The sequence below is a fragment of the Mesorhizobium sp. M0293 genome (assembly GCF_040321735.1).
Classification (GTDB): domain Bacteria; phylum Pseudomonadota; class Alphaproteobacteria; order Rhizobiales; family Rhizobiaceae; genus Mesorhizobium.
In genome coordinates, this window is record NZ_JAMYSA010000049.1 from 16,275 (window position 1) to 40,035 (window position 23,761).

At 62.5% G+C, this 23,761-nt stretch carries 25 protein-coding genes, 2 pseudogenes and 1 riboswitch; of the genes and pseudogenes, 21 read left to right on the forward strand and 6 right to left on the reverse strand.

Going from position 1 to position 23,761, the window contains the following annotated elements:
* Nucleotides 1–31: 31 nt before the first annotated feature.
* The gene (locus NKJ06_RS19335; protein ID WP_352626551.1) at nucleotides 32–1,255 is read right to left on the reverse strand and encodes an MFS transporter; all 1,224 of its coding nucleotides are present in this window, start codon (nucleotides 1,253–1,255) and stop codon (nucleotides 32–34) included.
* A gap of 121 nt (nucleotides 1,256–1,376) precedes the next feature.
* On the opposite strand from NKJ06_RS19335, the gene NKJ06_RS19340 reads away from it, so the two are divergent.
* Both NKJ06_RS19340 and NKJ06_RS19345 read left to right on the forward strand, forming a co-directional pair.
* The gene (locus NKJ06_RS19340; protein WP_352626553.1) at nucleotides 1,377–1,985 is read left to right on the forward strand and encodes a TetR/AcrR family transcriptional regulator; all 609 of its coding nucleotides are present in this window, start codon (nucleotides 1,377–1,379) and stop codon (nucleotides 1,983–1,985) included.
* A gap of 338 nt (nucleotides 1,986–2,323) precedes the next feature.
* Entirely contained in the window at nucleotides 2,324–3,307 is a 984-nt protein-coding gene (locus NKJ06_RS19345) for a hypothetical protein (protein ID WP_352626555.1), read from the forward strand.
* Nucleotides 3,308–3,471: 164 nt separating this feature from the next.
* Here NKJ06_RS19345 and bluB read toward each other — a convergent pair.
* Nucleotides 3,472–4,053, reverse strand: a pseudogene (gene bluB, locus NKJ06_RS19350) (5,6-dimethylbenzimidazole synthase); the annotation flags it as partial.
* Between the two features lie 101 nt (nucleotides 4,054–4,154).
* Nucleotides 4,155–4,333, reverse strand: a riboswitch (cobalamin riboswitch).
* 121 nt (nucleotides 4,334–4,454) lie between these two features.
* On the opposite strand from bluB, the gene NKJ06_RS19355 reads away from it, so the two are divergent.
* From NKJ06_RS19355 to NKJ06_RS19380, 6 genes are all read left to right on the forward strand, one after another.
* Entirely contained in the window at nucleotides 4,455–5,381 is a 927-nt protein-coding gene (locus NKJ06_RS19355) for a histone deacetylase family protein (RefSeq protein ID WP_352626557.1), read from the forward strand.
* A 3-nt stretch (nucleotides 5,382–5,384) separates the two neighbouring features.
* On the forward strand, nucleotides 5,385–5,636 hold the full coding sequence (locus NKJ06_RS19360) for an exodeoxyribonuclease VII small subunit (protein ID WP_013532792.1): 252 nt from the start codon (nucleotides 5,385–5,387) through the stop codon (nucleotides 5,634–5,636).
* Nucleotides 5,637–5,745: 109 nt separating this feature from the next.
* On the forward strand, nucleotides 5,746–6,012 hold the full coding sequence (locus NKJ06_RS19365) for a DUF2277 domain-containing protein (RefSeq protein WP_027035955.1): 267 nt from the start codon (nucleotides 5,746–5,748) through the stop codon (nucleotides 6,010–6,012).
* A gap of 40 nt (nucleotides 6,013–6,052) precedes the next feature.
* Entirely contained in the window at nucleotides 6,053–6,973 is a 921-nt protein-coding gene (locus NKJ06_RS19370; protein ID WP_352626560.1) for a pirin family protein, read from the forward strand.
* 143 nt (nucleotides 6,974–7,116) lie between these two features.
* A complete protein-coding gene (gene dxs / locus NKJ06_RS19375; protein ID WP_352626561.1) occupies nucleotides 7,117–9,030 on the forward strand; it encodes a 1-deoxy-D-xylulose-5-phosphate synthase in 1,914 nt (637 codons plus the stop codon).
* A 149-nt stretch (nucleotides 9,031–9,179) separates the two neighbouring features.
* Nucleotides 9,180–9,467 carry a hypothetical protein gene (locus tag NKJ06_RS19380; RefSeq protein WP_352626562.1) on the forward strand — a complete coding sequence of 96 codons (288 nt, stop codon included), beginning with the start codon at nucleotides 9,180–9,182 and terminating at the stop codon, nucleotides 9,465–9,467.
* Between the two features lie 84 nt (nucleotides 9,468–9,551).
* On the opposite strand, the gene NKJ06_RS19385 is transcribed toward NKJ06_RS19380, so the two are convergent.
* Both NKJ06_RS19385 and NKJ06_RS19390 read right to left on the reverse strand, forming a co-directional pair.
* Nucleotides 9,552–10,700 (reverse strand): GNAT family N-acetyltransferase, encoded by a 1,149-nt coding sequence (locus NKJ06_RS19385; protein ID WP_352810417.1) that lies wholly within the window; start codon nucleotides 10,698–10,700, stop codon nucleotides 9,552–9,554.
* A complete protein-coding gene (locus NKJ06_RS19390) occupies nucleotides 10,697–11,692 on the reverse strand; it encodes a sterol desaturase family protein (RefSeq protein ID WP_352627293.1) in 996 nt (331 codons plus the stop codon). Before NKJ06_RS19390 ends, NKJ06_RS19385 begins: the two co-directional genes overlap by 4 nt.
* Nucleotides 11,693–11,911: 219 nt before the next feature.
* Between NKJ06_RS19390 and NKJ06_RS19395 the strand changes: the two genes are divergently transcribed.
* The 4 genes from NKJ06_RS19395 to NKJ06_RS19410 all read left to right on the forward strand — a co-directional run bounded on the left by NKJ06_RS19395 (nucleotide 11,912) and on the right by NKJ06_RS19410 (nucleotide 14,488).
* Nucleotides 11,912–12,046: a hypothetical protein gene (locus NKJ06_RS19395; protein ID WP_352626566.1), complete on the forward strand. Its 135-nt coding sequence runs from the start codon at nucleotides 11,912–11,914 to the stop codon at nucleotides 12,044–12,046.
* A complete protein-coding gene (locus NKJ06_RS19400; protein ID WP_352626568.1) occupies nucleotides 12,043–12,807 on the forward strand; it encodes a TlyA family RNA methyltransferase in 765 nt (254 codons plus the stop codon). The genes NKJ06_RS19395 and NKJ06_RS19400 overlap by 4 nt, the downstream gene beginning before the upstream one ends.
* Complete coding sequence (locus NKJ06_RS19405; protein ID WP_352626569.1) at nucleotides 12,804–14,045, forward strand: class I SAM-dependent RNA methyltransferase; 1,242 nt, start codon at nucleotides 12,804–12,806, stop codon at nucleotides 14,043–14,045. Before NKJ06_RS19400 ends, NKJ06_RS19405 begins: the two co-directional genes overlap by 4 nt.
* Before the next feature lie 158 nt (nucleotides 14,046–14,203).
* A complete protein-coding gene (locus tag NKJ06_RS19410; RefSeq protein ID WP_352626571.1) occupies nucleotides 14,204–14,488 on the forward strand; it encodes a hypothetical protein in 285 nt (94 codons plus the stop codon).
* A gap of 24 nt (nucleotides 14,489–14,512) precedes the next feature.
* Here NKJ06_RS19410 and tldD read toward each other — a convergent pair whose 3' ends face one another.
* Complete coding sequence (gene tldD / locus NKJ06_RS19415) at nucleotides 14,513–15,925, reverse strand: metalloprotease TldD (protein ID WP_352810419.1); 1,413 nt, start codon at nucleotides 15,923–15,925, stop codon at nucleotides 14,513–14,515.
* Nucleotides 15,926–16,052: 127 nt separating this feature from the next.
* Nucleotides 16,053–16,595: an invasion associated locus B family protein gene (locus NKJ06_RS19420; protein WP_352626573.1), complete on the reverse strand. Its 543-nt coding sequence runs from the start codon at nucleotides 16,593–16,595 to the stop codon at nucleotides 16,053–16,055.
* A gap of 376 nt (nucleotides 16,596–16,971) precedes the next feature.
* On the opposite strand from NKJ06_RS19420, the gene coxB reads away from it, so the two are divergent.
* From coxB to NKJ06_RS19460, 9 genes and pseudogenes are all read left to right on the forward strand, one after another.
* On the forward strand, nucleotides 16,972–17,871 hold the full coding sequence (gene coxB, locus NKJ06_RS19425; RefSeq protein WP_502905636.1) for a cytochrome c oxidase subunit II: 900 nt from the start codon (nucleotides 16,972–16,974) through the stop codon (nucleotides 17,869–17,871).
* Between the two features lie 37 nt (nucleotides 17,872–17,908).
* Nucleotides 17,909–19,561, forward strand: coding sequence for a cytochrome c oxidase subunit I (gene ctaD / locus NKJ06_RS19430; RefSeq protein WP_352626576.1), 1,653 nt, complete (start codon nucleotides 17,909–17,911; stop codon nucleotides 19,559–19,561).
* Nucleotides 19,562–19,637: 76 nt separating this feature from the next.
* Nucleotides 19,638–20,582 (forward strand): heme o synthase, encoded by a 945-nt coding sequence (locus NKJ06_RS19435; RefSeq protein ID WP_352626577.1) that lies wholly within the window; start codon nucleotides 19,638–19,640, stop codon nucleotides 20,580–20,582.
* Nucleotides 20,579–20,746, forward strand: coding sequence for a cytochrome c oxidase system small membrane protein (locus NKJ06_RS19440; RefSeq protein ID WP_023759130.1), 168 nt, complete (start codon nucleotides 20,579–20,581; stop codon nucleotides 20,744–20,746). Before NKJ06_RS19435 ends, NKJ06_RS19440 begins: the two co-directional genes overlap by 4 nt.
* Complete coding sequence (locus NKJ06_RS19445) at nucleotides 20,746–21,378, forward strand: cytochrome c oxidase assembly protein (RefSeq protein ID WP_352626579.1); 633 nt, start codon at nucleotides 20,746–20,748, stop codon at nucleotides 21,376–21,378. The genes NKJ06_RS19440 and NKJ06_RS19445 overlap by 1 nt, the downstream gene beginning before the upstream one ends.
* Before the next feature lies 1 nt (nucleotide 21,379).
* Complete coding sequence (locus tag NKJ06_RS19450; RefSeq protein ID WP_352626580.1) at nucleotides 21,380–22,261, forward strand: cytochrome c oxidase subunit 3; 882 nt, start codon at nucleotides 21,380–21,382, stop codon at nucleotides 22,259–22,261.
* Between the two features lie 148 nt (nucleotides 22,262–22,409).
* Nucleotides 22,410–22,520 (forward strand): annotated as a pseudogene (locus NKJ06_RS35835) (L,D-transpeptidase family protein); the annotation flags it as partial.
* Between the two features lie 21 nt (nucleotides 22,521–22,541).
* Complete coding sequence (locus tag NKJ06_RS19455) at nucleotides 22,542–22,928, forward strand: DUF983 domain-containing protein (RefSeq protein WP_352627295.1); 387 nt, start codon at nucleotides 22,542–22,544, stop codon at nucleotides 22,926–22,928.
* Nucleotides 22,925–23,680 (forward strand): SURF1 family protein, encoded by a 756-nt coding sequence (locus NKJ06_RS19460; protein WP_352626582.1) that lies wholly within the window; start codon nucleotides 22,925–22,927, stop codon nucleotides 23,678–23,680. Before NKJ06_RS19455 ends, NKJ06_RS19460 begins: the two co-directional genes overlap by 4 nt.
* Nucleotides 23,681–23,761: the final 81 nt, after the last annotated feature.

Below are 23,761 nucleotides of genomic sequence, written 5' to 3' on the forward strand. Positions count from 1 at the left end.
AGCGCCCGGGTTAAAACCGGGCGCCCGTCAACTATTCCGCAGGGATGGCGGCGGCTTCGCATCCGTCCAGTTCGCACTCATTCGTAGCAAGGCTGCGCTGGCCAAGCAGCACGGTAGCCAGGGCGATTGTGCCTGAAGCAACCGAGACCCAGAACCCGTTCTGAGCGCCGAACGCGTCCACCACCGCACCGGCGGCGAATGACCCGATGGCCATGCCGATGCCGATCCCCGTCATCACCCAGGTGATGCCTTCGGTCAGCATCGCTTCCGGCACGTGCCGCTCGATCAGGCCGAAGGCGGTGATGAAGGTCGGCGAGATCGCCACACCGCTGATGAACACGGTCAGCGCCAGCAGTGGCACGGTGTCGGCGGTGAGCGGCAGCAGCGTACCGAGCGCGACGAGGGCGACTGCGATGGCCAGTTGGCGTTGCAGCGGTGCTTGCAGGTTGAGCGCGCCGACGATGATACCCAGCACGAACGATCCCAGCGCATAGACGCCGATGACCAGGCTGGCGGCCCCCGGTTGGCCAAGCTCCTTGGTGATCGCCACGGTGCTCACTTCCGTCGTCGCGAAGGTCGCGCCGATGAAGATCAGGGCGAAGGTGATGATCTGCACCGGCCGCAGGCGGATTGCCGAGCCGCGTGAACCCTGTTCCACCGGCCGCACTTGCGGCTCGGTCGAGCGCTGCAGGATGAAGGCGGTCGAGCCGAAGGCAAGGAACAAGGTGCTCACCAGCATGCCCGCTTCCGGGAACAGGGCAGCACTCAGGCCCACCGACAGCGATGCCCCGGCGATATAGACCAGCTCGTCGGCCGCCGACTCGAAGGCGAAGGCGGTGTTCATCTGCGGCCGCCCGCGGAAAATCTCGGTCCAGCGTGCGCGCACCATCGCCGGGATGCTGGGCATCGCCGCGGCCAGCAGTGCCGACACGAACAGCGTCCATACCGGCCAGTCCCGGTTGGCCGCCGCAATCAACACGACGAAAGCCAGTACCGAAATGATGGTGGTGGGCACCACGATCCGCGTCTGGCCAAGGCGATCCACCAGTCTCGATATCTGCGGCGCGAGAAAAGCGTTGGCCAGCGCGAACGTCGCGGCGACGGCGCCCGCCAGCCAGTACTCGCCACGCGTCTGCGACAGCATTGCCACGATGCCGATTGGCGCCATGGCAATCGGCAGGCGCGCCATGAAGCCGGCGGCGGCAAAGCCCTTGGTTCCTGGGGCACGAAAGATCTCCGAGTAGGGATTTTGCATGGGTTGGTTCCTCGACAAAGCACGATTCGACAATTACATACGATGCGTATGAATGTTAAATAGAGCATACGCCGCGTATGTCAATTGGCATACGGTTCGTATGTGGATAGGGCCAGGAGCCATGCACAAACCCCGCAAGGAGATGATTGCCGAGACGCGCGCCAAGCTGATCGCGGCGGCCCGCCATGCCTTCGGCACAACAGGCTATGCCGAAGCCTCGATGGATGATTTCACCGCATCGGCCGGGCTGACGCGCGGCGCGCTCTATCACCATTTCGGCGACAAGAAAGGTCTGCTGCAGGCGGTTATTGCCGAAATCGACGGCGAGATGGCGGCGCGCATCAATGAGATAGCGTCGAGAGCGCCGACCCGCTGGCAGCATTTCGTCGACGAATGCTCGACCTATATCGAGATGGCGTTGGAGCCGGAAATCCAGCGCATCATGTTCCGGGATGGCCCGGCCGTTCTGGGGGATCCGGCACAATGGCCGAACGCCAACGCGTGCATCGCTTCAATGACAGGCCATCTGACAGCGCTGCAGGAGGAGGGGGTTGTCGTCTCTAGTCTCGACCCCGAAACTGCCTCGCGGCTGATCAACGGTGCGAGCAGCCAGGCGGCGCAACGGATCGCCAATTCGACGGACCCCGAAGCGACGTCGAAGAAGGTGGTGGAGGCGTTCAAGCAACTGCTCGAAGGCCTGCTCAAAAGGCCGGGTTCGCAACCGGACTGAAATCCCGTCGGCGGTCAGGCACACCGGGACTCCGAACTCAGGTTAACAAAAGGCCTGAGGACGGCCAGTCCAGCGGTGTCGGCAGCTTTTGTGCCGGTAGCTTTCGTGTCGATAGGAATTTTTTCTTGACTTCGTGACCTCAGCTATGGTACATATCCATCCATGGTGCTGATTTGCGCCAGTGACCCGCCGCACAGGCGGGTTTTTCGTTTCCGTCAGCCAACGCGCCGGCGAACCTGTTAACCCGAGTTCGTTGCCCTGCGGCGCCACGGCCGACAATTGACAATCGCCGGGTTGGGTCCATCCTCTTGCACCACCTCTGGGGGGAGATTCGGGACATGTGGGATTTCGATATCGGCAGGTCGGTGTCCATCATGATGCGGACCTGGCCGTTCATTGTCTTTCGCATGATCGTCTATTTCGGCATCACGCTGGCCTACATCATGGCGACCGGCATGGGCGCCAGCGTCGGCTATGGCGTCGGCCATATCTCCACCGATCCCGACGGGCCGCTATCCTTTGCCCTGTGGGGCGGGGTGGTCGGTTTCGGCGTCGTCTCGATCGCCGTTTACTGGATCCGCGAATACATCCTCTATGTCGTCAAGGCCGGCCATATCGCCGTGATGGTCCATCTGATCGACGGCCGCGACATTCCCGGCGGCCAGGACCAGATCGCCTACGCCAAGGATATCGTGACCCAGCGTTTTGCCGAGGCCAACATCCTTTTCGTCGTCGACCAGCTGGTCAAGGGCGCCATCCGCGCCATCACCGGCCTGCTCGGCGGCATCGCCGCTTTCCTGCCGATCCCGGGCTTGAGCGGCCTGATCTCCTTCGTCAACACAGTGATCCGCCTGTCGCTGACCTATGTCGACGAGATCATCCTCGGCTACAACATACGCATCAATTCGTCCGCGCCGTTCGAGACGGCGCGCCAGGGCGTCGTGCTCTATGCCCAGAACGGCAAGGTCATGGTCAAGAATGCCGTCTGGCTGGCAGTCATCATGTGGGGCGTGTCGTTCGTCATTTTCCTGCTGATGCTGGCGCCGGCCGCCGCCATTCTTTTCCTGATGCCAGGGCAATTGGCGGGCTGGGCCTTCGTGCTCGCCATCGTCTTCGCCTGGGCCTTCAAGGCGGCCTTCATCGAGCCTTTCGCCATCGCTTGCCTGATGCAGGTCTACTTCAAGACTATTGCGGGCCAGGTGCCAGATCCGGCCTGGGACGCCCGGCTGGCTGAGGCGTCGTCGAAGTTCAGGGAACTCAAGGACAAGGCGCTGGCCTCCTTCGGCGGCTCGCGCTGGGGACCGGCCGGCGCGACACCCTGATCAGCGAGGCTCGACGGCGCGGCAGCAACAGCGTTGAGGCGCGCCACGGTCGATTTGAGCAACGCTTCACCTTGCCCGGAAAACGTCTCACTCATGATCAGCTCCGGTAGCGGCAGTCGCCGTCCCCAGCCATGCGTTTCGAGGTCGGGCTTTGGCGCGAACTCCGAGACGCGGCCGACGCAGAGATAGGCGACCGGCGTCACATGATCGGGAATTGACAGCAGGCTTTTCAGCGCCTGCGCCTCGATGATGCTGACCCAGCCGACGCCGACGCCTTCGGCGCGTGCCGCCAGCCAGAAATTCTGCACCGCGCAGACCGTGCTGTAGAGGTCCATCTCCGGATTGTGCCAGCGTCCCAACGGCGAACCCTTCGAGCGTTGGCGGTCGCAGGTGATGCAGATGTTGAGCGCGCTTTCGCAGATGCCTTCCAGCTTGAGCTTGCGGTAAAGCGCCTGCCGGTCTTCCTCAATTGCCGGCAATTCCTGCTCGCGTGCCGTCAGGAACAGGTCGCGCACCCTTTCCCGTCGTTCGGCATCGCGAATGACTATGAAGTTCCAAGGCTGCATGAAGCCGACCGACGGCGCGTGGTGGGCGGCAAGCAGCAGCCGCGCCAGCACCTCATCATCAAGCGTGGTGGGCAGGAAATGGCTGCGCACGTCACGCCGTGTGAACATAGCGCGATACACCGCATCGCGCGCATTCTGCTCAAATCCATTGCCAACAGCAGCGGTCATGTGTTCCGGCATCGCTTGTCCCCTTGCGATTGCAGCAGTTTCAAACGGTCAGAGCGTACTTTGTGCGTCCAAGTGGACGCACGTCGCTCTGATGTCGTCCGCCTGACCATGCGGATGACGATGCCTGCCAGGCCGGTCTTCTGGCTCGGGATCAACCCGCGTCCGGTGCCTTCCCGTCATCGACAGTGGCGTATACCGGCGCGGTCCCCCTTACAGCGTTGGGCACGCCACGGAATTCAACCGTGTTCCCGATTCTCCCGTTTGCACGGGCACCAGGCAGTGGCGGGGACCTTACGCCGAAGCGCAGACGACGCCAATGCCTGCGGCGACACGAATGGACGCAGGCGCGATTTTCCCCAGTCATCAGCCGCCTGCGCATGGCCTTTGTCGATCCGGGTCACTAGATTAGGACGATGACCACTCGTCTCTACACCCATCCGATCTTCCTCGAGCACCTCACGCCACCCGGCCACCCCGAACGGCCGGACCGCTTGCGCGCCATCGATCGCGTGCTCGATGACGAGGCCTTTGCCGCGCTCGATCGTATCCAGGCGCCGGAAGGCGACGAGGCCACCATCCTCTACGCGCATCCCGCCGATTTCGTCGCCCGCGTGCGGGCCGCCATTCCCGACGAGGGGATTGCGCGCATCGACGCAGACACCACTGCCAGCCCGAAGAGCTGGCAGGCGGCGATCACCGCGATCGGTGCCGCCAACGCCGCCGTCGACGACGTCTTTGCAGGCCGCGCCGACAATGTCTTCGTCGCCGCGCGGCCACCCGGCCATCATGCCGAAAAGACCACGGCGATGGGCTTCTGCCTGTTCAACACCGCGGCAATCGCGGCGCGCTATGCGCAGAAGAAACACGGCGTCGAGCGCGTTGCCGTCGTCGACTGGGACGTGCATCACGGCAATGGCACGCAGGATATTTTCTGGGACGATCCGTCGGTGCTCTATTGCTCTACGCACCAGATGCCGCTTTATCCCGGCACCGGGGCAAAAAACGAAACCGGCGCCGGCAATATCGTTAACGCACCATTGGCGCCGCAGACCGGCAGCGAGGTTTTTCGCGATGCCTTCCTGTCGCGCGTGCTGCCGGCGCTCGACAATTTCGCGCCCGACCTGATCGTCATTTCGGCCGGGTTCGACGCGCACCACCGCGATCCGCTGGCCGAGATCAACCTGACCGAGGACGATTTCGACTGGGCGACCGGCCAGCTGATGCAGCGCGCGGCGCGCCACAGCGGCAACCGGCTCGTCAGCCTGCTCGAGGGTGGCTACGATCTGCAGGGATTGGCATTTTCGGTCGCCGCCCATGTCGGGCGACTGATGAAAGGATGAATGATGGCTGGTGAGACCAACGAAGACGTCAAGGCGATGAGCTTCGAACAGGCACTCGACGCGCTGGAGAAGATCGTCGATGATCTGGAGCGTGGCGACGTGCCGCTCGACCAGTCGATCCGGATCTATGAGCGCGGCGAGGCACTGAAGGCGCATTGCGACCGGCTGCTGAAGGCCGCCGAGGACAAGGTCGAGAAGATCAGGCTGTCGCGCGACGGCAAGCCGGTTGGAACGGAGCCGCTTGACGCGGATTGAGGCAGTCCGAACGATGGTCTTGCCTCACCGGTTTTTGGACATGATCATGATCGAGGATAGAACGCATCCCGATTGAAAGCGCTCCAGGACAAGAGGAGATACGGAAACGATGTGCAGAAACATCAAGACCCTGTTCAATTTTGATCCGCCTGCAACCAATGACGAAGTCCGCGATGCGGCCCTTCAGTTCGTCCGCAAGCTGAGCGGAACGACGCGGCCTTCGAAGCAGAACCAGCATGCCTTCGACCACGCGGTCGAAGCCATCGCGGCATCGGCGCGCGAACTGCTCGATTCTCTCGAAACCCACCAGCATCCGCGCAATCGCGAAGAGGTGGCGGCCAAACTGCGGGCAAAGGCGGCGATCCGCTTTGCCTGACGCGGCCAGGGCAGGCATTGCCCGCTGACAAGGAGAGTTCATGAGCTTCTTCCCGGGGAAAGACCCTGAAGTCGGCGACGCCTTCGCCAGCGACCAGATCGAACTGATGGTCATCCCGAATGCGAAGGATATTGGCGGTTTCCAGGTGCGCCGCGCCCTGCCGACCGCCAAAAGGCGGCTGGTCGGACCCTTCATCTTCTTCGACCGCATGGGCCCGGCGATCCTGCGCGCCGGCCAGGCGCTCGATGTCCGTCCCCATCCGCATATCGGTCTGTCGACGGTCACCTATCTGTTCGATGGCAGGATCAGGCATCGCGATTCGCTGGGCACCGAAATGGTCATCCAGCCCGGTGACGTGAACCTGATGACCGCCGGCCGCGGCATCGTTCATTCCGAGCGTACGCCGGAGGAACTGCGCGGCGCGCCGATGTCGATCTCCGGCCTGCAGACATGGCTGGCATTGCCGGACGGCAAGGAAGAAGTGGCTCCGGTGTTCGAGAACACCGCAGTGCTTCGGCTGCCCGAGATCGACGCCGAAGGCGTCAGCGGGCGCATCGTCATTGGTGATTTCCAGGGATTGCGGTCCCCGGTCAGGGCCGACTCCGAGACGCTTTATGCCGATCTGCGCCTGGCGCCAGGCGCCAGCGTGAAGATCCCGGCCGATGCGGAAGAACGAGCGATCTACACACTGGAAGGCGAGGTCTCGATTTCGGGCGACGTTTTCCCGGCCGAACGGCTGTTGGTATTCCGGCCGGGTGATGGGATCGTCGTGTCGTCGCAGACCGGGGCACATTTCATGTTGTTTGGCGGCGCCTCGCTCGGCTCGAAGCGTTACATCTGGTGGAATTTTGTCTCGTCATCAAAGGAGCGCATCGAACAGGCCAAGGAAGAGTGGAAGACGGGCCGTTTCGATATCGTTCCTGGCGACGAGAAAGAATACATTCCGCTACCTGAAGGCTAGGTCATGATCCCGAAAAGTGGGAACCGGTTTTCGGAAGAGATCATGCCCAAACAAAGAGACAGGCCCAATCCGCGTCACTGGCACGCATTTACTTTCACTGTCTGGCGGCCTATCCCGCCAATGAACAGAAAGCCTGAGCACCCGTGAACGCAACGCCGCATACGCCGCTTCTCGACAAGGTCCGCATCCCGGCCGACCTGCGCACGCTTGCCGAAAGCGAGCTGCCGCAATTGTCAGCCGAGCTTCGCGCCGAACTGATCGACGCCGTCTCCCACACCGGCGGCCACCTTGGCGCCGGCCTCGGCGTGGTCGAGCTGACGGTGGCGCTGCATTATGTTTTCAACACCCCCGAGGACCGGTTGATCTGGGATGTCGGCCATCAGGCCTATCCGCACAAGATCCTGACCGGCCGCCGCGACCGCATCCGCACACTGCGCCAGGAAGGTGGCCTGTCCGGCTTCACCCGCCGCGCCGAGAGCGAGTACGATCCCTTCGGCGCCGCCCATTCCTCGACATCGATTTCGGCCGGCCTCGGCATGGCCGCCGCTCGCGATCTTTCCGGCGGCCGCAACAATGTCATTGCCGTCATCGGCGACGGCGCGATGTCGGCCGGCATGGCCTATGAGGCGATGAACAATGCCGGCGCGCTCGATGCGCGGCTGATCGTCATCCTCAACGATAACGACATGTCGATTGCGCCGCCGACCGGCGCGATGAGCGCCTATCTGGCGCGTCTGGCCTCGGGCAAGGCCTATGTCGGCCTGCGCGATTTCGGCAAGAAACTGACCTCCTATCTTGGCAAGCGTGCGGATCGTGCGATCACCCGGGCGGTCGAGCATGCGCGCGGCTACGTCACCGGCGGCACGCTGTTCGAGGAACTCGGCTTCTATCATATCGGCCCGATCGACGGTCACAATCTGGAGCATCTGATCCCGGTCCTGAAAAATGTCCGCGACAATGGCGAAGGCCCGGTGCTGATCCATGTCGTCACCCAGAAGGGCAAGGGCTATGCGCCGGCGGAAGCCGCCGCCGACAAATATCACGGCGTCAACAAGTTCGATGTCATCACCGGCGCGCAGGCCAAGGCGCCGGCCAACGCACCGGCCTACACCAAGGTGTTCGCCGAAAGCCTGGTTCAAGAAGGCCGCGCGGACGACCGCATCGTCGCCGTCACCGCCGCCATGCCGAGCGGCACCGGTCTCGACCTGTTCGGCGAAGCATTCCCGTCGCGGATATTCGATGTCGGCATCGCCGAACAGCACGCGGTGACTTTCGCGGCAGGCCTTGCCACCGAAGGCTACAAGCCGTTCGCGGCGATCTATTCGACCTTCCTGCAGCGTGCTTACGATCAGGTCGTCCACGATGTCGCGATCCAGAAATTGCCGGTGCGCTTTCCCATCGACCGCGCCGGCTTCGTCGGCGCCGATGGCGCGACGCATTGCGGCGCTTTCGACACCACCTTCCTGGCGACATTGCCGGGTTTCGTAGTCATGGCCGCTGCCGACGAGGCGGAACTGCGCCACATGGTGCGCACCGCGGCGAGCTATGATGAGGGTCCGATCGCCTTCCGCTATCCGCGCGGCAATGGCGTCGGTGTCGACATGCCGGAGCGCGGCTCGGTTCTCGAAATCGGCAAGGGCCGCATCGTCAAGGAGGGCACCAAGGTAGCACTGCTGTCCTTCGGTACGCGGCTGCAGGATTGTCTGATCGCCGCCGAGGAGCTAGGTGCCGCCGGGCTTTCCACCACGGTCGCCGATGCCCGTTTCGCCAAGCCGCTCGACGAAGATCTGATCCGGCGGCTGGCCCGCTCGCATGAGGTTCTGGTGACGGTGGAGGAGGGCGCCGTCGGTGGCTTCGCCAGCCACGTGCTGCAATTCCTCGCTCACGAAGGTCTGCTGGAAAGCGGGCTGAAGGTGCGTCCGCTGGTTCTGCCCGACGCGTTCACCGACCACGCCAAGCCGGAGAAAATGTATGCCGATGCCGGGTTGGACGCAGCCGGCATCGTGCGCACGGTCTTCGTCGCGCTCGGGCACAGCACCCACGCCCAGCGTGCCTGAATCAAAGTCTCAAAGACTTGATTCAGTTCGTCGGTCAACGATGTTAAACCATTGTTTACGCTGACGTTTGGCTTTTCGCTTACCGTGTCTCTTGGCCGTTTTTCAACGGCGCCCTGCTAGATCGTTGATCAGGCAGGGAGACGACAACAATGAAAACGCTTCTGTGCGGCGTAGCGCTTTGCGCTGTCATCGCCGCGCCGGCCGCCGCCGAAACGCGCTATGATCGCAGCCTCGAAAAGGCGGCCATGGGCATCGTCGCCGGCAAGATGGGCGATATCCGCGGCGGCTTTTCCTACAAGCAGGTGCCGCAGCTTGTGGTCGTGCCGGTAGCAGCGCCGGCGGCTGTGACCGAACGCTCACGCGAGGAAGCCACGGGCAAGCCGGGCGACGGTCTGTCGCCCGCCGTGGAACGGCAGGTTTCGCGAACCATTTTCTAAATTGGAAGCCAGCAAGCCTACAGCTGCTTGAGAGGGTATGATCGGAAGCGGTCTATCATGCCGCCCATCGGCGATCTGAAGAGGCTACTCCTCCGCCAGCTCCGCTTCTTTCGCCGGTTTCCCGGAGCGCCAGGATTTCGCGGCGTGGCGAGCGCGGTCGGCCACCACGGCGAGGCGTCCGCGCAGGCTTCGCCCACCCAGCACCGATGACAAGGTCACCGAATGCGTCGCAAAGCGGCGCTTGAAATCCTCGCCGCCGCAGAGAAAGTCGATCGTGGTCAAGCCCCGGTCAAGCGACCACTGAATGTAATCCATCATCAGGACCATGCCCGGCGAGGCACGCTCGAAGGCCGGGGCATAGGTTGTGACGAAAGCCATCATCGTTCCATGCTGCTCGAAATTGATCGAGATGGCGATGATCTCGTTTTCGCGTTCGAGCACGAAGATACGCAGCAATCCGAGCCCGGCCAGAACGGAGACCAGCGCCGCCAGAGCGGCGGAGCCCTCGTCGAAGCGATCCGAAACGCGGCCGTGCTTTGCCAGCCATAGCCGCTTCAGCGCCGCGACGCGCTCCAGCACCGGCTCGCGGGCTTCGTGCGCCTCCATCAGGCGGAAGCGCAGCGCGCCGCCTTCCTCCATGAATTTGCGGCCACGGCGATAGTTTTGCCGGGCTTTTTTCGATTGGCTTTCGAACCATTGCGCGCCGCCTTGCCAGGCGCCAGCGACACGATAGCTGACCTCGCTGCGGTGGTTTGGCTGCAAGATCGTGCCGTGGCCTGCGGGAGCGGAGCCGAGCAGGGCTGGCAATCGGGCATCGGGCAAAAGACGATTCAGATAGACAAGGTCGAAGCCGCCATCGTCGAGAATGCGTTGCCAGAGCTGCCGCAGGATCTGCGGGTCGCAATCGGGGGCAAGCAGGACATCGCCATAATCGCAGTGGTCTTTCGCCGCCCATTCCAGGACGCGGATGCCGGAGCGCCTGAAGGTCGCGAGCGCAATGACGGCCACGAGCCGCTCGTCGCTCCAGACCAGCCCGATCCTGAGGCTGCGTCGCTCCTGATGCGGCGTCGTGCGCCACCAGGCCGAGATCCAGTCCGGATGCTGGAAAACGAGGCCGCCGGCACGTTGCCAGAGCGCCGCCCAGGCGGGCGCGATTTCTGCCAGGCGCGCATCCGACGTTGCGACTTCGATCCGGTGCGTTCGCGGCAGCCGGCACACGACAGGCCCGTTCAAGGCTTGGCCCTTTGCGAGGATTGCCGTGGCTCCGGCTTGTCGGTTCGAAAGTGTCTGGCGATCTGCCCCCACATCCGCTTCAGCGGCAGGACATAGAGCCCTGCGAGCGACTGATAGTCGCGCACGTTGCGTTCGATCAACCCGAATTTGAAGTCCTCGTCGGGTCTGGGAACGCATAGGGTTCCGAACAGCCGGTCCCAGAACGAGAAGAGCAGCCCGAAGTTCTTGTCGTAGTGGCGTGGGTCGGTGCTGTGGTGCAACTGATGCCAGTGCGGGCACAAGATCAGGTTGTTCAGCGGCCCAAACGAGATCTTGAAATGCGTGTGCCTGACGAAATCCATCATCAGGATGTTGCGTATGATGTAGACGTTGACGCCGAAGACCGTCAGCTCGACGAGGTTCAGCGACACCAGCGACCAGATGCCGAAGCAGATGCCGGGAATGACGCCGTCCCAGGCCCGGTTCATCAATTCGTCGAGCGGGTGGACGCGGTCCTTGGTGATGCCGACCATCACCTCGGCCGAATGGTGCACCTTGTGCAGTTCCCAGAGCACCGGATAGCGGTGCTGGGCGACGTGATAGAGATAATACGAGATGTCGTAGGCGAGCAGCATCGTGACGGTGAAGATCGTCACCGTCACCGGCCCTGCCGGCCCCTCGATCAGGGGCGGCTGGATCGATAGCAGCGTCGAGAGCAGCCAGTTCGTCGCATAGCCGACGGCGCCGACGAAGACGATGCCGGCAGGCAGCATGAGGAATGGCATGAGGGCCTTCCTCGTCACCCAGAACAAAAGATCGGCTCTCGCCGAGGGATGGGTGATCACCTCGTGCGGAACCGCGAACTCGAAGAATTCTTTCCAGCTCTTTTTCTCGACCGTGCGCCAATAGGCGACGAGGGCGCTGGCCAAAGCGGTCAACAACAGAAGTCCGGTCGCCAGCAGGCCGGCGCCGGAAATCCGGTCAAGCACCTTGTAGACGATATCGCTGGCCATTTCCAAGATTGACGCCTCTTCATCCCGTTTTGCGGGCTGTCGCAGTCATAACATTTAGTCCTCAAGCAAATGCGACGAAAATAGGTTAACAATTTATGAGATTTCTGGAATTCGGGGCAGTGATCTGCAAACGGCGACGCCTCATGCTTCGGCAGTCACGCGCCTCATGCTTCGGCAGTCACGCGCCTCAACGAGTGTAGTTTTCAAAGGATAGTGGGCGTGACAGAACTAACCACCATCGTCTCAAAGCCCAATATTGCTGGGATGATGGTTGGAGTGGGTGACGAATACCTCCCGCAATGTCCGGTTGGCGCCCTTGCCATCGTCTTCGGCTTTCGCCATGAAGGCCGATGAATTCGCCTCTGCCAGCCAGCACCCGCCAGCGGCTCGACGACCTGCTCGTCCAGCGCGGGCTGTTTGCCAGCCGCTCGCGTGCCCGCGACGCGGTCGAACGCGGCACAGTGACGGTCGACGGTGTCCTCGCCCGCAAGCCGGGCCAGAGTGTTTTGCCGCAATGCCTTGTTACCATCGACGATCCGGCGCAAGGCTATGTGTCGCGCGCGGCACTCAAGCTGATCGGTGGGCTCGACCATTTCAACCTCGATCCAGCCGGCTGCGAGGCGCTCGACATCGGCGCCTCGACCGGCGGCTTTACTCAGGTCCTGCTGGAGCGTGGCGCGGCTCATGTCACCGCGATCGATGTCGGGCATGGTCAGGTGCACCCTGATGTCGGCCGAGACCCGCGTGTGACGGTGATTGAGGGCCTGAACGCGCGCGATCTCACAGCCGCCGATCTTGGCGGTCGTATTCCGGATTTCATCGTGTCCGATGTCAGCTTCATTTCGTTGAAACTGGCGATGCCGCCGGCGCTTGGCCTTGCGAAGGCTGGCGCCAAGGCCATGTTTCTGGTCAAGCCGCAATTCGAGGCCGGTCGCGAAGCGATCGGCAAGGGTGGTCTGTTGAAAGACCCCTACGACGCCTCCCGTGTCGCCGGCCTGCTGCAGGATTGGCTCGACACCGTTCCCGGCTGGCGCTCGCTCGGGCTGCATTTGTCGCCGATCGAAGGCGGCGACGGCAATCGCGAATTCCTGCTCGGTGGGATCAAGGATCGATGAGCGCGCGCTTCAGCATCAGGAAACTTGGCGCCCAGGGTGACGGCATCGCCGAGACCGAGAACGGCGATCTGTTCATTCCCTTTACATTGCCTGGCGAGATCGTCACCGCCGCGCGCGAAAGGGATCGCGCCATGCTGATGGCGGTGCTGGAAGCCTCGCCGCTGCGCATCGATCCCGCCTGCCGCCATTTCACCGAATGCGGCGGCTGCGCCCTCCAGCATTTCGAAGCTGAAGCCTATCGCCAGTGGAAACGCGAAAAGGTGGCGCACGCCCTGAAGGGCAAAGGCATCGATTGCGAGATCGGTGGACTGGTCGCCTGCGCGCCGCACACGCGCCGCCGTGTCGTGCTTGCCGCCCGGCGCACCGATACAGGCATGCTGCTTGGCTTCAACCGTCATCTGTCGCCGGAGATCATCTCCATATCGGAATGTCCGATCTCGCTGCCCGAGATCGTCAGCGCGCTCGGCCCGCTGAAGGCGCTCGCCGAGTTGATATGCGCCACAACAAAATCGTTTCGGCTGGCTGTCACCGTGACCGGTTCGGGCCTTGATGTCGCGGTACACGAATCCGGCAAGCTCGGCGAACACCAGCGCCGTATCGCTGCCAACTTCGTCATGGCCCAGGGATTTGCCCGGCTCTCGATCGATGACGAGATCGTCATCGAACCCAAGAAGCCGGTGGTCATGTTCGGCGGCGTTGCCGTTGCCATTCCGCCGGGCGCCTTCCTGCAGGCAACCGAAGCCGCCGAACAGGCGATGGCCGATATCGTCGGCGGACATCTGAAGCGTGCCAAGAAAGTGGCGGACCTTTTCGCCGGTTGCGGCAGCTTTGCCTTGCGGCTGGCAATGAAATCGGAAGTCCATGCGGTGGAGGGCGATGCGGCAGCCCTTTCGGCGCTCGACCGGGGATCGCGCTTCGCCACCGGGCTGAAGCGGGTGACGGGCGAACGCCGCGACCTGTTCCGCCGGCCGCTGACGTTCAAGGAGTTGAATGCCTTCGATGGCGTGGTGTTCGACCCGCCGCGGGCGGGCGCCGAAGACCAGTCGAAGCAGATCGCTCGTTCGGATGTGTCGTACGTCGCTGCCGTGTCCTGCAATCCGGTGACGCTGGCGCGGGATTTGCGCATCCTCATCGACGGCGGCTACACCTTGAAAAGCGTCACCCCGATCGATCAGTTCCTGTGGTCGCCGCACGTCGAGGCGGTGGCGCTGCTGGAGAAGCCGAAGAAGAGGCGGTAGGTCTTGCTATCTGTTTGACGAAACCGGCTGCGTTGCGAGGTCCGCTTTCCCGAAATCCCAATCGGATTGATCGCTAAAGTTGTGGATCATAGCCGTTGCGGTTGAACCCGCCGTTCAAAAGGGCATAATCCAAGATGGGATCGGGTAGGGGGAGGAAGATGATTTCACCAGGATTCGTTGCTGAGATTTTTGGCTCGGCGCTCGTCATGGCGCTCACCGGTGCGTTGCTCGCTTGGGTCTTGAGAAAGGTCATCCGTATAGGCTTACTGTCATCCTATGCGCTTGGCATCGCGGTTATGACGTTTGTCGGCGCAGCGCTGTATGTATTCGGCCACAATGGGACCGTCGACTACCTAAGTGCCTGGATCCAGTATGCGATCGGCGGAGTGGTCGGCTTCCTGATTTTGTATGCTACGTCGCGCCGGTCTGTCAGTAAGACGTAGCCAATGGCTCCAGTGGCCATCGCATCAAACCCGCGTGCCGCCCACCGTCATCTGGTTCATGCGCAAATGCGGCTGGCCGACGCCGACCGGCACGCCCTGTCCGGCCTTGCCGCACATGCCTATGCCGGTGTCGAGCTTCATGTCGTTGCCGATCATCGAAACGCGGTGCATGGCATCCGGCCCGTTGCCGATCAGCATCGCGCCCTTGATCGGCTGCGTCACCTTGCCGTTCTCGATCATGTAGGCCTCGGTGCAGCCGAACACGAATTTGCCCGAGGTGATATCGACCTGGCCGCCGCCGAAGGACACGGCATAGATGCCGTTCTTGACCGAGGCGATGATTTCGTCCGGCTCCATGTCGCCCGCCGTCATATAGGTGTTGGTCATGCGCGGCATCGGCTGGTGGGCATAGCCTTCGCGCCGGCCGTTGCCGGTCGCCGTCATGCCCATCAGCCTGGCATTCTGGCGATCCTGCATGTAGCCGACCAGTTTGCCGTCCTCGATGAGCACATTGCGGGCCGAAGGCGTGCCTTCGTCGTCGACGGTGAGCGAGCCACGCCGCTCGGGCATGGTGCCGTCATCGACGACGGTCACTCCCTTGGCGGCGACCTGCTGGCCCAGCAGTCCGGCGAAGGCCGAGGTCTTCTTGCGGTTGAAATCGCCTTCGAGCCCATGACCGACGGCCTCGTGCAGCATGACGCCCGGCCAGCCGCTGGACAGCACGATGTCGAAAGTGCCGGCCGGCGCCGGTATGGCCTCGAGGTTGACCAGGGCTTGCCTGAGCGCCTCCTTGGCGGCGTGCTTCCAGCTGTCTTCGACCAGGAATTCGCCAAAGGCCTTGCGGCCGCCCATGCCGGGGGAGCCGCTCTCCTGGCGGTCGCCATCGCCGACCACGACAGAGACGTTGATGCGGACCAGCGGGCGGATGTCGCGCACCACCTGGCCGTCGGCGCGCACGATCTCGACATGCTGCCAGGAGGCGGCAAGCGAGGCTGAAACCTGGCGAACGCGCGGATCCTCGGCGCGCAGCCATGCGTCGATTTCCTGCAAAAGCTTTGCCTTGGCCTCGAAGGAAGGCGAGGGGATCGGGTTCTCGTCGCCGTAGAGATGGCGGTTGGTGCGGGCGGGTGCGGCGGCAAGCGTGCCGGAATAACCACCCTTGACGGTTGAAACGGCATCCGCGGCGCGCAGCAGCGAGGCCTCGGAAAGATCGCTAGAATGCGCGTAGCCGCTGGCTTCGCCTGCGACGGCGCGCAGGCCAAAGCCCTGGTCGGTGTTGAAGTTGGCGGTCTTCAGCCGGCCATTGTCGAACATCAGCGCTTCGCTCTCGCTGTATTCGAGAAACAGCTCGCCGTCGTCGGCGCCGTTGATGGTCTCAGCGACGATCTGCTTGATGCGATCGTCTGAAATATCGAATTGGCCGATCAGGCTGTTCATGGCGCGTCCGTTCACAGGAGGAATGGGTCTTTGCCACGATGTAGGCGCGAAGGCGCGCCGAGACAATCGTCCTGCCGCATTGTAAAGGCAAATGCACTCCGACGTCAGGTTCTCGGCGTCGCTTTTGTCAGGGCAGGGCGGCAAAACCGTCGGCGAAGCCCTTGAGATCGACCGGGATGCCGATGCCTTCTTCCGGGGTCTGGAAGACGATGAAGGTGGCCGACGTGCCGGTCTTCAGCGTGTCGAGCAGCGGCTTTTCGAGAATGACCTCGGCATAGCAGCCGTCCTGGAAGCAGCGCACGAAATAGGCGCGGCCGATGTCCTTGCCGTCGACATTGAGGCCGAGCCCGTTCGGCAAAAGCACGCCGAGCGGTGCCAGCACGCGCAGGATCTCCGCCTTGTTGTCGGCGGTGCGCAGCACGACAACCGACAGTCCCATCTCCGGACGGTCCTCGGCGACGACGTTCTGCATCATCACGCATTGTTCCGACGTGGCGCCGGCCGGCGTGTCGCAAATGATCGACCACGCGCCATGCGTCGAGCGCACCGTGCCGCTCGGTTGCGCGGCGTTGGCCGTGCCGGACAAGCCGATACCGGACAGGGCGGCGAGAACGATGACCTTCGCCCAGTTTCTCGAAAACCGAGAGTTTCTCGAAAGCCAAGGGGTCATGACGGCTCCATTGCGAATCACGGCACTTTAAGCCGCGCCAAAGCCAAGTAAAGGACGAGACCGCAGCCGGTCTGCCCCGAAAAAGCCAATGCGGCGCTTTTCCCTGTCAATTTCGCCCGAATTGCGACGTCCGGCACGAGCGGCCCGCAAGAATGCGACCGTTGGCCCAACATAGGCGATTCGGGGCCACCGTCGCTGCCTTCAAAGGCACATCCGGGCTTGCGCGCAAAAATGCCGCACGGTTTCGCCCGCTCCTTTCTTGCGGAGGGAAAAAGAGTATGGTTTGAACCAGTTTGAGACTGTCGGGATTCCCGTCCCGGCATTATTCGTTATTCTCGTGGATACCGCCGCGAGGAACTGGGAGACGATGAGGGCGATGAGAAATTTCCTGGCAAACGCCAAGTTTCCAGCAAGTGCCAAGCTTCTAAGTGCTTGTGCCGCTGTCACGTTTTTCGCCGGCACATCCGCCCATGCCGACCAGCCAAAGAACTGGGAGACAACCTTCCAGGCGCCGGCGACCGATATGATGCGGCAGATCGAGTGGTTCGGAAACTACACGATGTGGTTCATCGTCCCGATCACCATCCTGGTGCTTCTTCTCCTCGCCTATTGCATCGTGAGATTCCGCGCGAGCGCGAACCCGGTACCGTCCAAGACCAGCCACAACACGCTGATCGAGGTGATCTGGACTGTCGGCCCGGTCGTCATCCTGCTTTGCCTCGCCATTCCCTCGTTCCAGCTGCTGACCGCGCAGTACACTCCGCCGGAAGAAGCAAAGCTGACCGTCAAGGCGACCGGCAACCAGTGGAACTGGGACTACGAATACCAGACCGAGAACACGCTCTCCTTCAACTCCGCGATCCTCCAGGAAACTGACCGAGCCGCCGCCGGCAAGGAGGACCGCAAGGAATATCCGCGCCTGCTTGCCGTCGACAATGAACTGGTGGTGCCGGTCAACACCATGACCCGCGTGCTTGTTACCGCGACCGACGTGATCCACTCCTTCGCCATGCCGTCGTTCGGCATCAAGATCGACGCCGTTCCGGGCCGCACCAACGAGACCTGGTTCAAGGCGGAGAAGGAAGGCCTCTACTACGGCCAGTGCTCGCAGCTCTGCGGCAAGGACCATGCCTTCATGCCGATCGCCATCCGCGTCGTCTCCGATGCGCAGTTCAAGACCTGGCTGGCGGCGGCCAAGACCGATCTGCCCGGCGCCAACAAGACGCTGATGGCCGAGGTCGACGGCCGAAACAAGGTAGCGGCCGCCGGCAACTGATGCCGCGGCCAGAAAAGATCAGGGAACGGAGCGGAACATGGCAGACGCTGCAGCTCACGACGGGCACGACCACAAGCCTTATCACGGCTGGGTGCGCTGGGTTTATTCGACCAACCACAAGGACATCGGTACGCTCTACCTGATCTTCGCGATCATGGCGGGCATCATCGGCGGCGCCCTGTCGGTTGCCATCCGCATGGAGTTGCAGGAGCCGGGCATCCAGATCTTCAGCGGCCTGGCGCAGATGGTCTACGGCATGAACGGTGACGCCGCGATCGACGGCGGCAAGAGCATGTACAACGCCTTCGCCACCGCGCATGCGCTGATCATGATCTTCTTCATGGTCATGCCGGCGCTGATCGGCGGTTTTGCCAACTGGATGGTTCCGATCATGATCGGCGCACCCGACATGGCGTTCCCGCGCATGAACAACATCTCCTTCTGGCTGCTGCCGCCGGCCTTCATCCTGTTGCTCACCTCGATGTTCATGCCGAGCGCGCCGGGCGCCTTCGGCGTCGGCGGGGGCTGGACGCTTTATCCGCCGCTGTCGACCTCGGGCCAGCCCGGACCGGCGATGGATCTGGCGATCCTGTCGATCCACATTGCCGGTGCGTCGTCGATCCTTGGCGCCATCAACTTCATCACCACCATCTTCAACATGCGCGCGCCCGGCATGACGCTGCACAAGATGCCGCTGTTTGCCTGGTCGGTGCTGATCACCGCCTTCCTGCTGCTGCTGTCGTTGCCGGTTCTGGCCGGCGGCATCACCATGCTGCTCACCGACCGTAATTTCGGCACGACCTTCTTTGCTCCCGATGGCGGCGGCGATCCGATTCTGTTCCAGCACCTGTTCTGGTTCTTCGGTCACCCGGAAGTCTACATTCTGATCCTGCCGGGCTTCGGCATCATCAGCCACGTCATCTCGACCTTTTCGAAGAAGCCGGTGTTCGGTTATCTCGGCATGGCCTACGCCATGGTGGCGATCGGGGCCGTCGGCTTCATCGTCTGGGCGCACCACATGTACACGACCGGCCTGTCGCTCGACACGCAGCGTTATTTCGTCTTCGCCACCATGGTCATCGCGGTGCCGACGGGCGTGAAGATCTTCTCCTGGATCGCGACGATGTGGGGCGGGTCGATCTCGTTCAAGACGCCGATGCTGTGGGCGCTGGGCTTCATTTTCCTGTTCACCATCGGTGGCGTCACCGGCGTCCAGCTGGCCAATGCCGGTCTCGACCGCTCGCTGCATGACACCTATTTCGTCATTGCCCACTTCCACTACGTGCTGTCGCTGGGCGCGGTGTTCGCCATCTTCGCCGGCTGGTACTACTGGTTTCCGAAGATGACCGGCTACATGTACTCGCCGGTCATCGCCAACACCCACTTCTGGGTCACTTTCGTCGGCGTCAACCTGATCTTCTTCCCGCAGCATTTCCTCGGCCTCGCCGGCATGCCGCGCCGTACCATCGACTATCCGGACGCGTTTGCCGGCTGGAATTATGTGTCGTCCATCGGCTCCTATATCTCAGCCGTCGGCGTCCTGATCTTCCTCTATTGCGTGTTCGAAGCTTTCCAGAAGAAGCGGATCGCCGGTGCCAACCCGTGGGGGGAGGGTGCAACGACTCTCGAATGGCAGCTGCCTTCGCCGCCGCCTTTCCACCAGTGGGAACAGCTGCCGAAGATCAAGTAAGGCGGCTTCCCGCTCGAATACGAAACCGCCGGTTCGCCGGCGGTTTTGGCCAACGGAATAATGGACTTAAGTACGCATGGCCCTTGTCGACGACCCATTGACTGACGAAGCGGGCTTTCGCATGTCGGAAGCAACAGCGGGCGATTTCTTCGCCCTGCTGAAGCCGCGCGTCATGTCGCTGGTGGTGTTCACAGCCTTTGTCGGCATGGTCGCGGCACCCGTGACCATCAATCCGCTGCTGGCGGTGATCGCCATCCTGGCTATTGCCATTGGCGCTGGCGCCTCGGGCGCGCTCAATATGTGGTACGACGCCGACATCGACGCGGTGATGACAAGGACCGCCAGCCGTCCGGTCCCGTCCGGTCGCATCCAACCGCACGAGGCGCTGAGCTTCGGTCTGGTGCTTTCGGTGCTGTCGGTGATGACGCTCGGCGTTCTGGTCAACTGGCTGGCGGCGACGCTGCTGGCCTTCACCATCTTCTTCTATGCCGTCGTCTATACGATGTGGCTGAAGCGCTGGACGCCGCAGAACATCGTTATCGGCGGTGCTGCCGGCGCCATTCCGCCCGTGATCGGCTGGGCCGCGGTGACCGGCACGGTCAGCCTTGAAAGCATCGTCCTGTTCCTGATCATCTTTCTGTGGACGCCGCCGCATTTCTGGGCGCTGGCACTGTTCAAGTCCGAGGATTACGCCAAGGCCGGTATCCCGATGATGCCGAACGTCGCCGGACACGCCTCGACCCGCCGCCAGATATTCGCTTACGCGCTGGTGCTGGCCCCCGTCGGTGTGCTGCCGTGGCTGCTTGGCTATACCACGCCGGTCTACGGCGTCGCCGCCGCGCTGCTTGGGCTGGGGTTTGTCTGGTACGCATGGAAAGTGCTTGCCATGGCCGACGACGACCGCGTCATGAAACCGGCCAAGGCCTTGTTCGCCTATTCGCTGCTTTATCTCTTCGCCATCTTCGCTGCCTATCTGGCCGACAGCGTTGTCGAACGCGCGCTTGCCATGGGCGGAGCATGACCATGATCGAAGAAAAGCTCGAACTGGTCACGCTGACCGAGCGGCAGAGGAAAGCCAGACGCAACCGTTCGGTCGCCATCGGTGTAGCGCTGGCTGTACTGGTCGTCATTTTCTACATCGCGACGATCGTGAAGTTCGGCCACAATCTGTCAGGCACGATGTGATGAGCGTCGACACGCCCAAAAGACCGGCCGGGAAGAGCGGCAACCTCGTCGTCGCAGCCGTCTGCCTTGCCTTCTTCACCGGCATGATCGGCATGGCCTATGCCGCGGTGCCGCTCTACAAGATGTTCTGCCAGGCGACGGGCTATGGCGGCACGACGCAACGTGCCGAGAAGCAGTATGCCGGCCGCGTGCTCGACCGTGAGATCACCGTCCGCTTCGATGCCAACATCGCCGGCGTGCCGTGGGACTTCCAGCCGGTCCAGCGCTCGGTGACCATGAAGATCGGCGAGACGGTGCAGGCGCACTACAAGGCCACCAACAAGTTCGATCGCCCCGTGACCGGCCGCGCCACCTTCAATGTGCAGCCGGAACTGGCGGGACCCTACTTCAACAAGGTCGAGTGCTTCTGCTTCACCGACACGACGCTGAAGCCCGGCGAGACGCTGGACATGCCGGTCCTGTTCTATGTGGACCCTGATATCGTCAACGTGCCCGAACTGAAGGACGTCAAGACGATCACTCTGTCCTATACGATGTTCCCGGTCGAGAAGACCAAGCCGGTCGCCTCCTCGGAGCCGGCCCAGGGCAACAGCAAGACAATTTCCAATACCGAAGAAAATCTCGGGGGTTGATATGGCAGACGCGCACGCAAAACCACAGCATGACTATCATCTCGTCGATCCGAGCCCATGGCCTTTCCTGGGCTCGGTAGGGGCGCTCGTCATGGCCTTTGGCGGTGTCTGCCTGATGGAGTACCTGAAGGGCGGTTCCTTTCCGATCTTCGGCTTCAACATCGCCAATCCGTGGCTGTTCTTCATCGGTCTGGTGATCGTGCTCTACACCATGTTCGCCTGGTGGTCGGACACGATCAAGGAAGCGCATGAGGGCCATCACACGCGGGTCGTGTCGCTTCATCTGCGCTACGGCATGATCATGTTCATCGCCTCGGAGGTGATGTTCTTCGTTGCCTGGTTCTGGGCCTATTTCGACGCCAGCCTTTTCGCCGGCGAGGTGCAGAACTACGCACGAAATACATTTACCGGTGGCGTCTGGCCGCCGAAGGGCATGGAGGTTCTCGATCCCTTCCATTTGCCGCTCTACAACACCGTCATCCTGCTTCTGTCGGGCACCACGGTCACTTGGGCGCACCATTCGCTCATCCATGGCGATCGCAAGGGATTGATCAACGGCCTGGTGCTGACCGTCGGCCTCGGCATGCTGTTCACCATGGTGCAGGCCTACGAGTACATGCACGCTCCGTTCGGCTTCAAGGATTCCATCTACGGCGCCACCTTCTTCATGGCGACCGGCTTCCACGGTTTCCATGTCATCATCGGCACCATCTTCCTGCTCGTCTGCCTGATCCGGGCGATGAAGGGTGATTTCACCCCCAAGCAGCATTTCGGCTTCGAGGCGGCCGCCTGGTACTGGCACTTCGTCGACGTGGTCTGGCTGTTCCTGTTCGCATCGATCTACGTCTGGGGATCGGTCGGCGCGGTGGTCGAAGCTCACTGATCTAGCTTTTAGGATTTCGATTTGGGGAGGGGCGGCCGCGGCGACGTGGCCGCCTTCTTCTTTTCGGCGCAATGATCGCCGATCCGTAGCCGATGCGGCCGACGATTCCCTGTGCCATTTGCGCATTCATGATCATGACGTTGCCGAGCTGCTTCAATTGGTCGACTGGACCGACGACTGCATTGCGGTTACGGACTCCGACATGGACGAAATCTGGGCAATGGTGGCCGATGGGACACCGATTGAGATCGAGCGGTAAGCAATGAGCGACGACGCTTCCATGAGCGACGACAAGGCGATCTGGCCTCCGATCGACCCGATTTCGGCCGGCCTGCATGGCCGCTGTCCACGCTGCGGCGAGGGGCGGCTGTTTGCCGGGTTCCTCACCGTCGGCAAGCGCTGCGTCAATTGCGGCCTCGACTATTCCTACGCCGATGCCGGCGATGGGCCGGCGGTCTTCGTCATCCTGATCATAGGTTTCATCATTGTCGGCCTGGCGCTCTGGGTTGAAGTCACGCTGAGCCCGCCGCTCTGGCTGCATCTGCTGGTCTGGATCCCGCTGGCTGTCGTGTTGTGCCTGACGGCGCTCCGGCTGATCAAGGGCGTCCTGCTCACCCTGCAATACCGCAACAAGGCGGCCGAGGGGCGGCTGGATCGCGGCGAATGAGCGAGGCATCCTTCAAAGCCGGTGGCCATTCGCGGCCACGGACGGCCTTGCTGTTCGGCCTTGGCACGGCACTGTTCCTGATCCTGCTGGCGCTCGGCACCTGGCAGGTCCAGCGCCTATACTGGAAGGAAGGTCTTCTTGAGACCATCGACCAGCGCACCCACTCAGCGCCACGGCCGCTGGCCGAGGTTGAGAAAGAATTCGCCGCCACCGGGGACGTCGACTACACGCCGGTCACCGCCACAGGCACGTTCCTGCACCAAGGTGAACGGCATTTCTACGCGACCTGGGAAGGCGACGCGGGTTTCAATGTCTACACGCCGCTTGCCCTGGACGATGGCCGCTTCGTCCTGATCAATCGCGGCTTCGTGCCTTACGATCTGAAGGACGCCGCCAAGCGCGCCAAGGGACAGGTGACAGGCAAGGTGACGGTCACCGGGCTCGCCCGCAATCCGCTGCCGGCAAAGCCGTCTATGATGCTTCCCGACAATGATGTGGCGAAGAACATCTTCTACTGGAAGGACCGCGACGTGATGGCGGCGAGCGCCGGGTTGCCGGCGGGCGCTGCGCTGGTGCCGATCTTCATCGACGCCGACAAGACGCCAAATCCAGGCGGCTTGCCGGTGGGCGGCGTCACCATCATCGACCTGCCGAACAGCCATCTGCAATATGCGATGACCTGGTATGGGCTTGCTGCTGCGCTCGCCGCCGTGCTTATCCTGCGACTTCGCCGTCCCGCGAAAGAGGAATGAACGCGACCGACGCCCGCCTCTCTACCGATGCCCTTGACAGGGCAGGGGTAGGCACCTCATTTCGGCTTTGATCAACCGGCC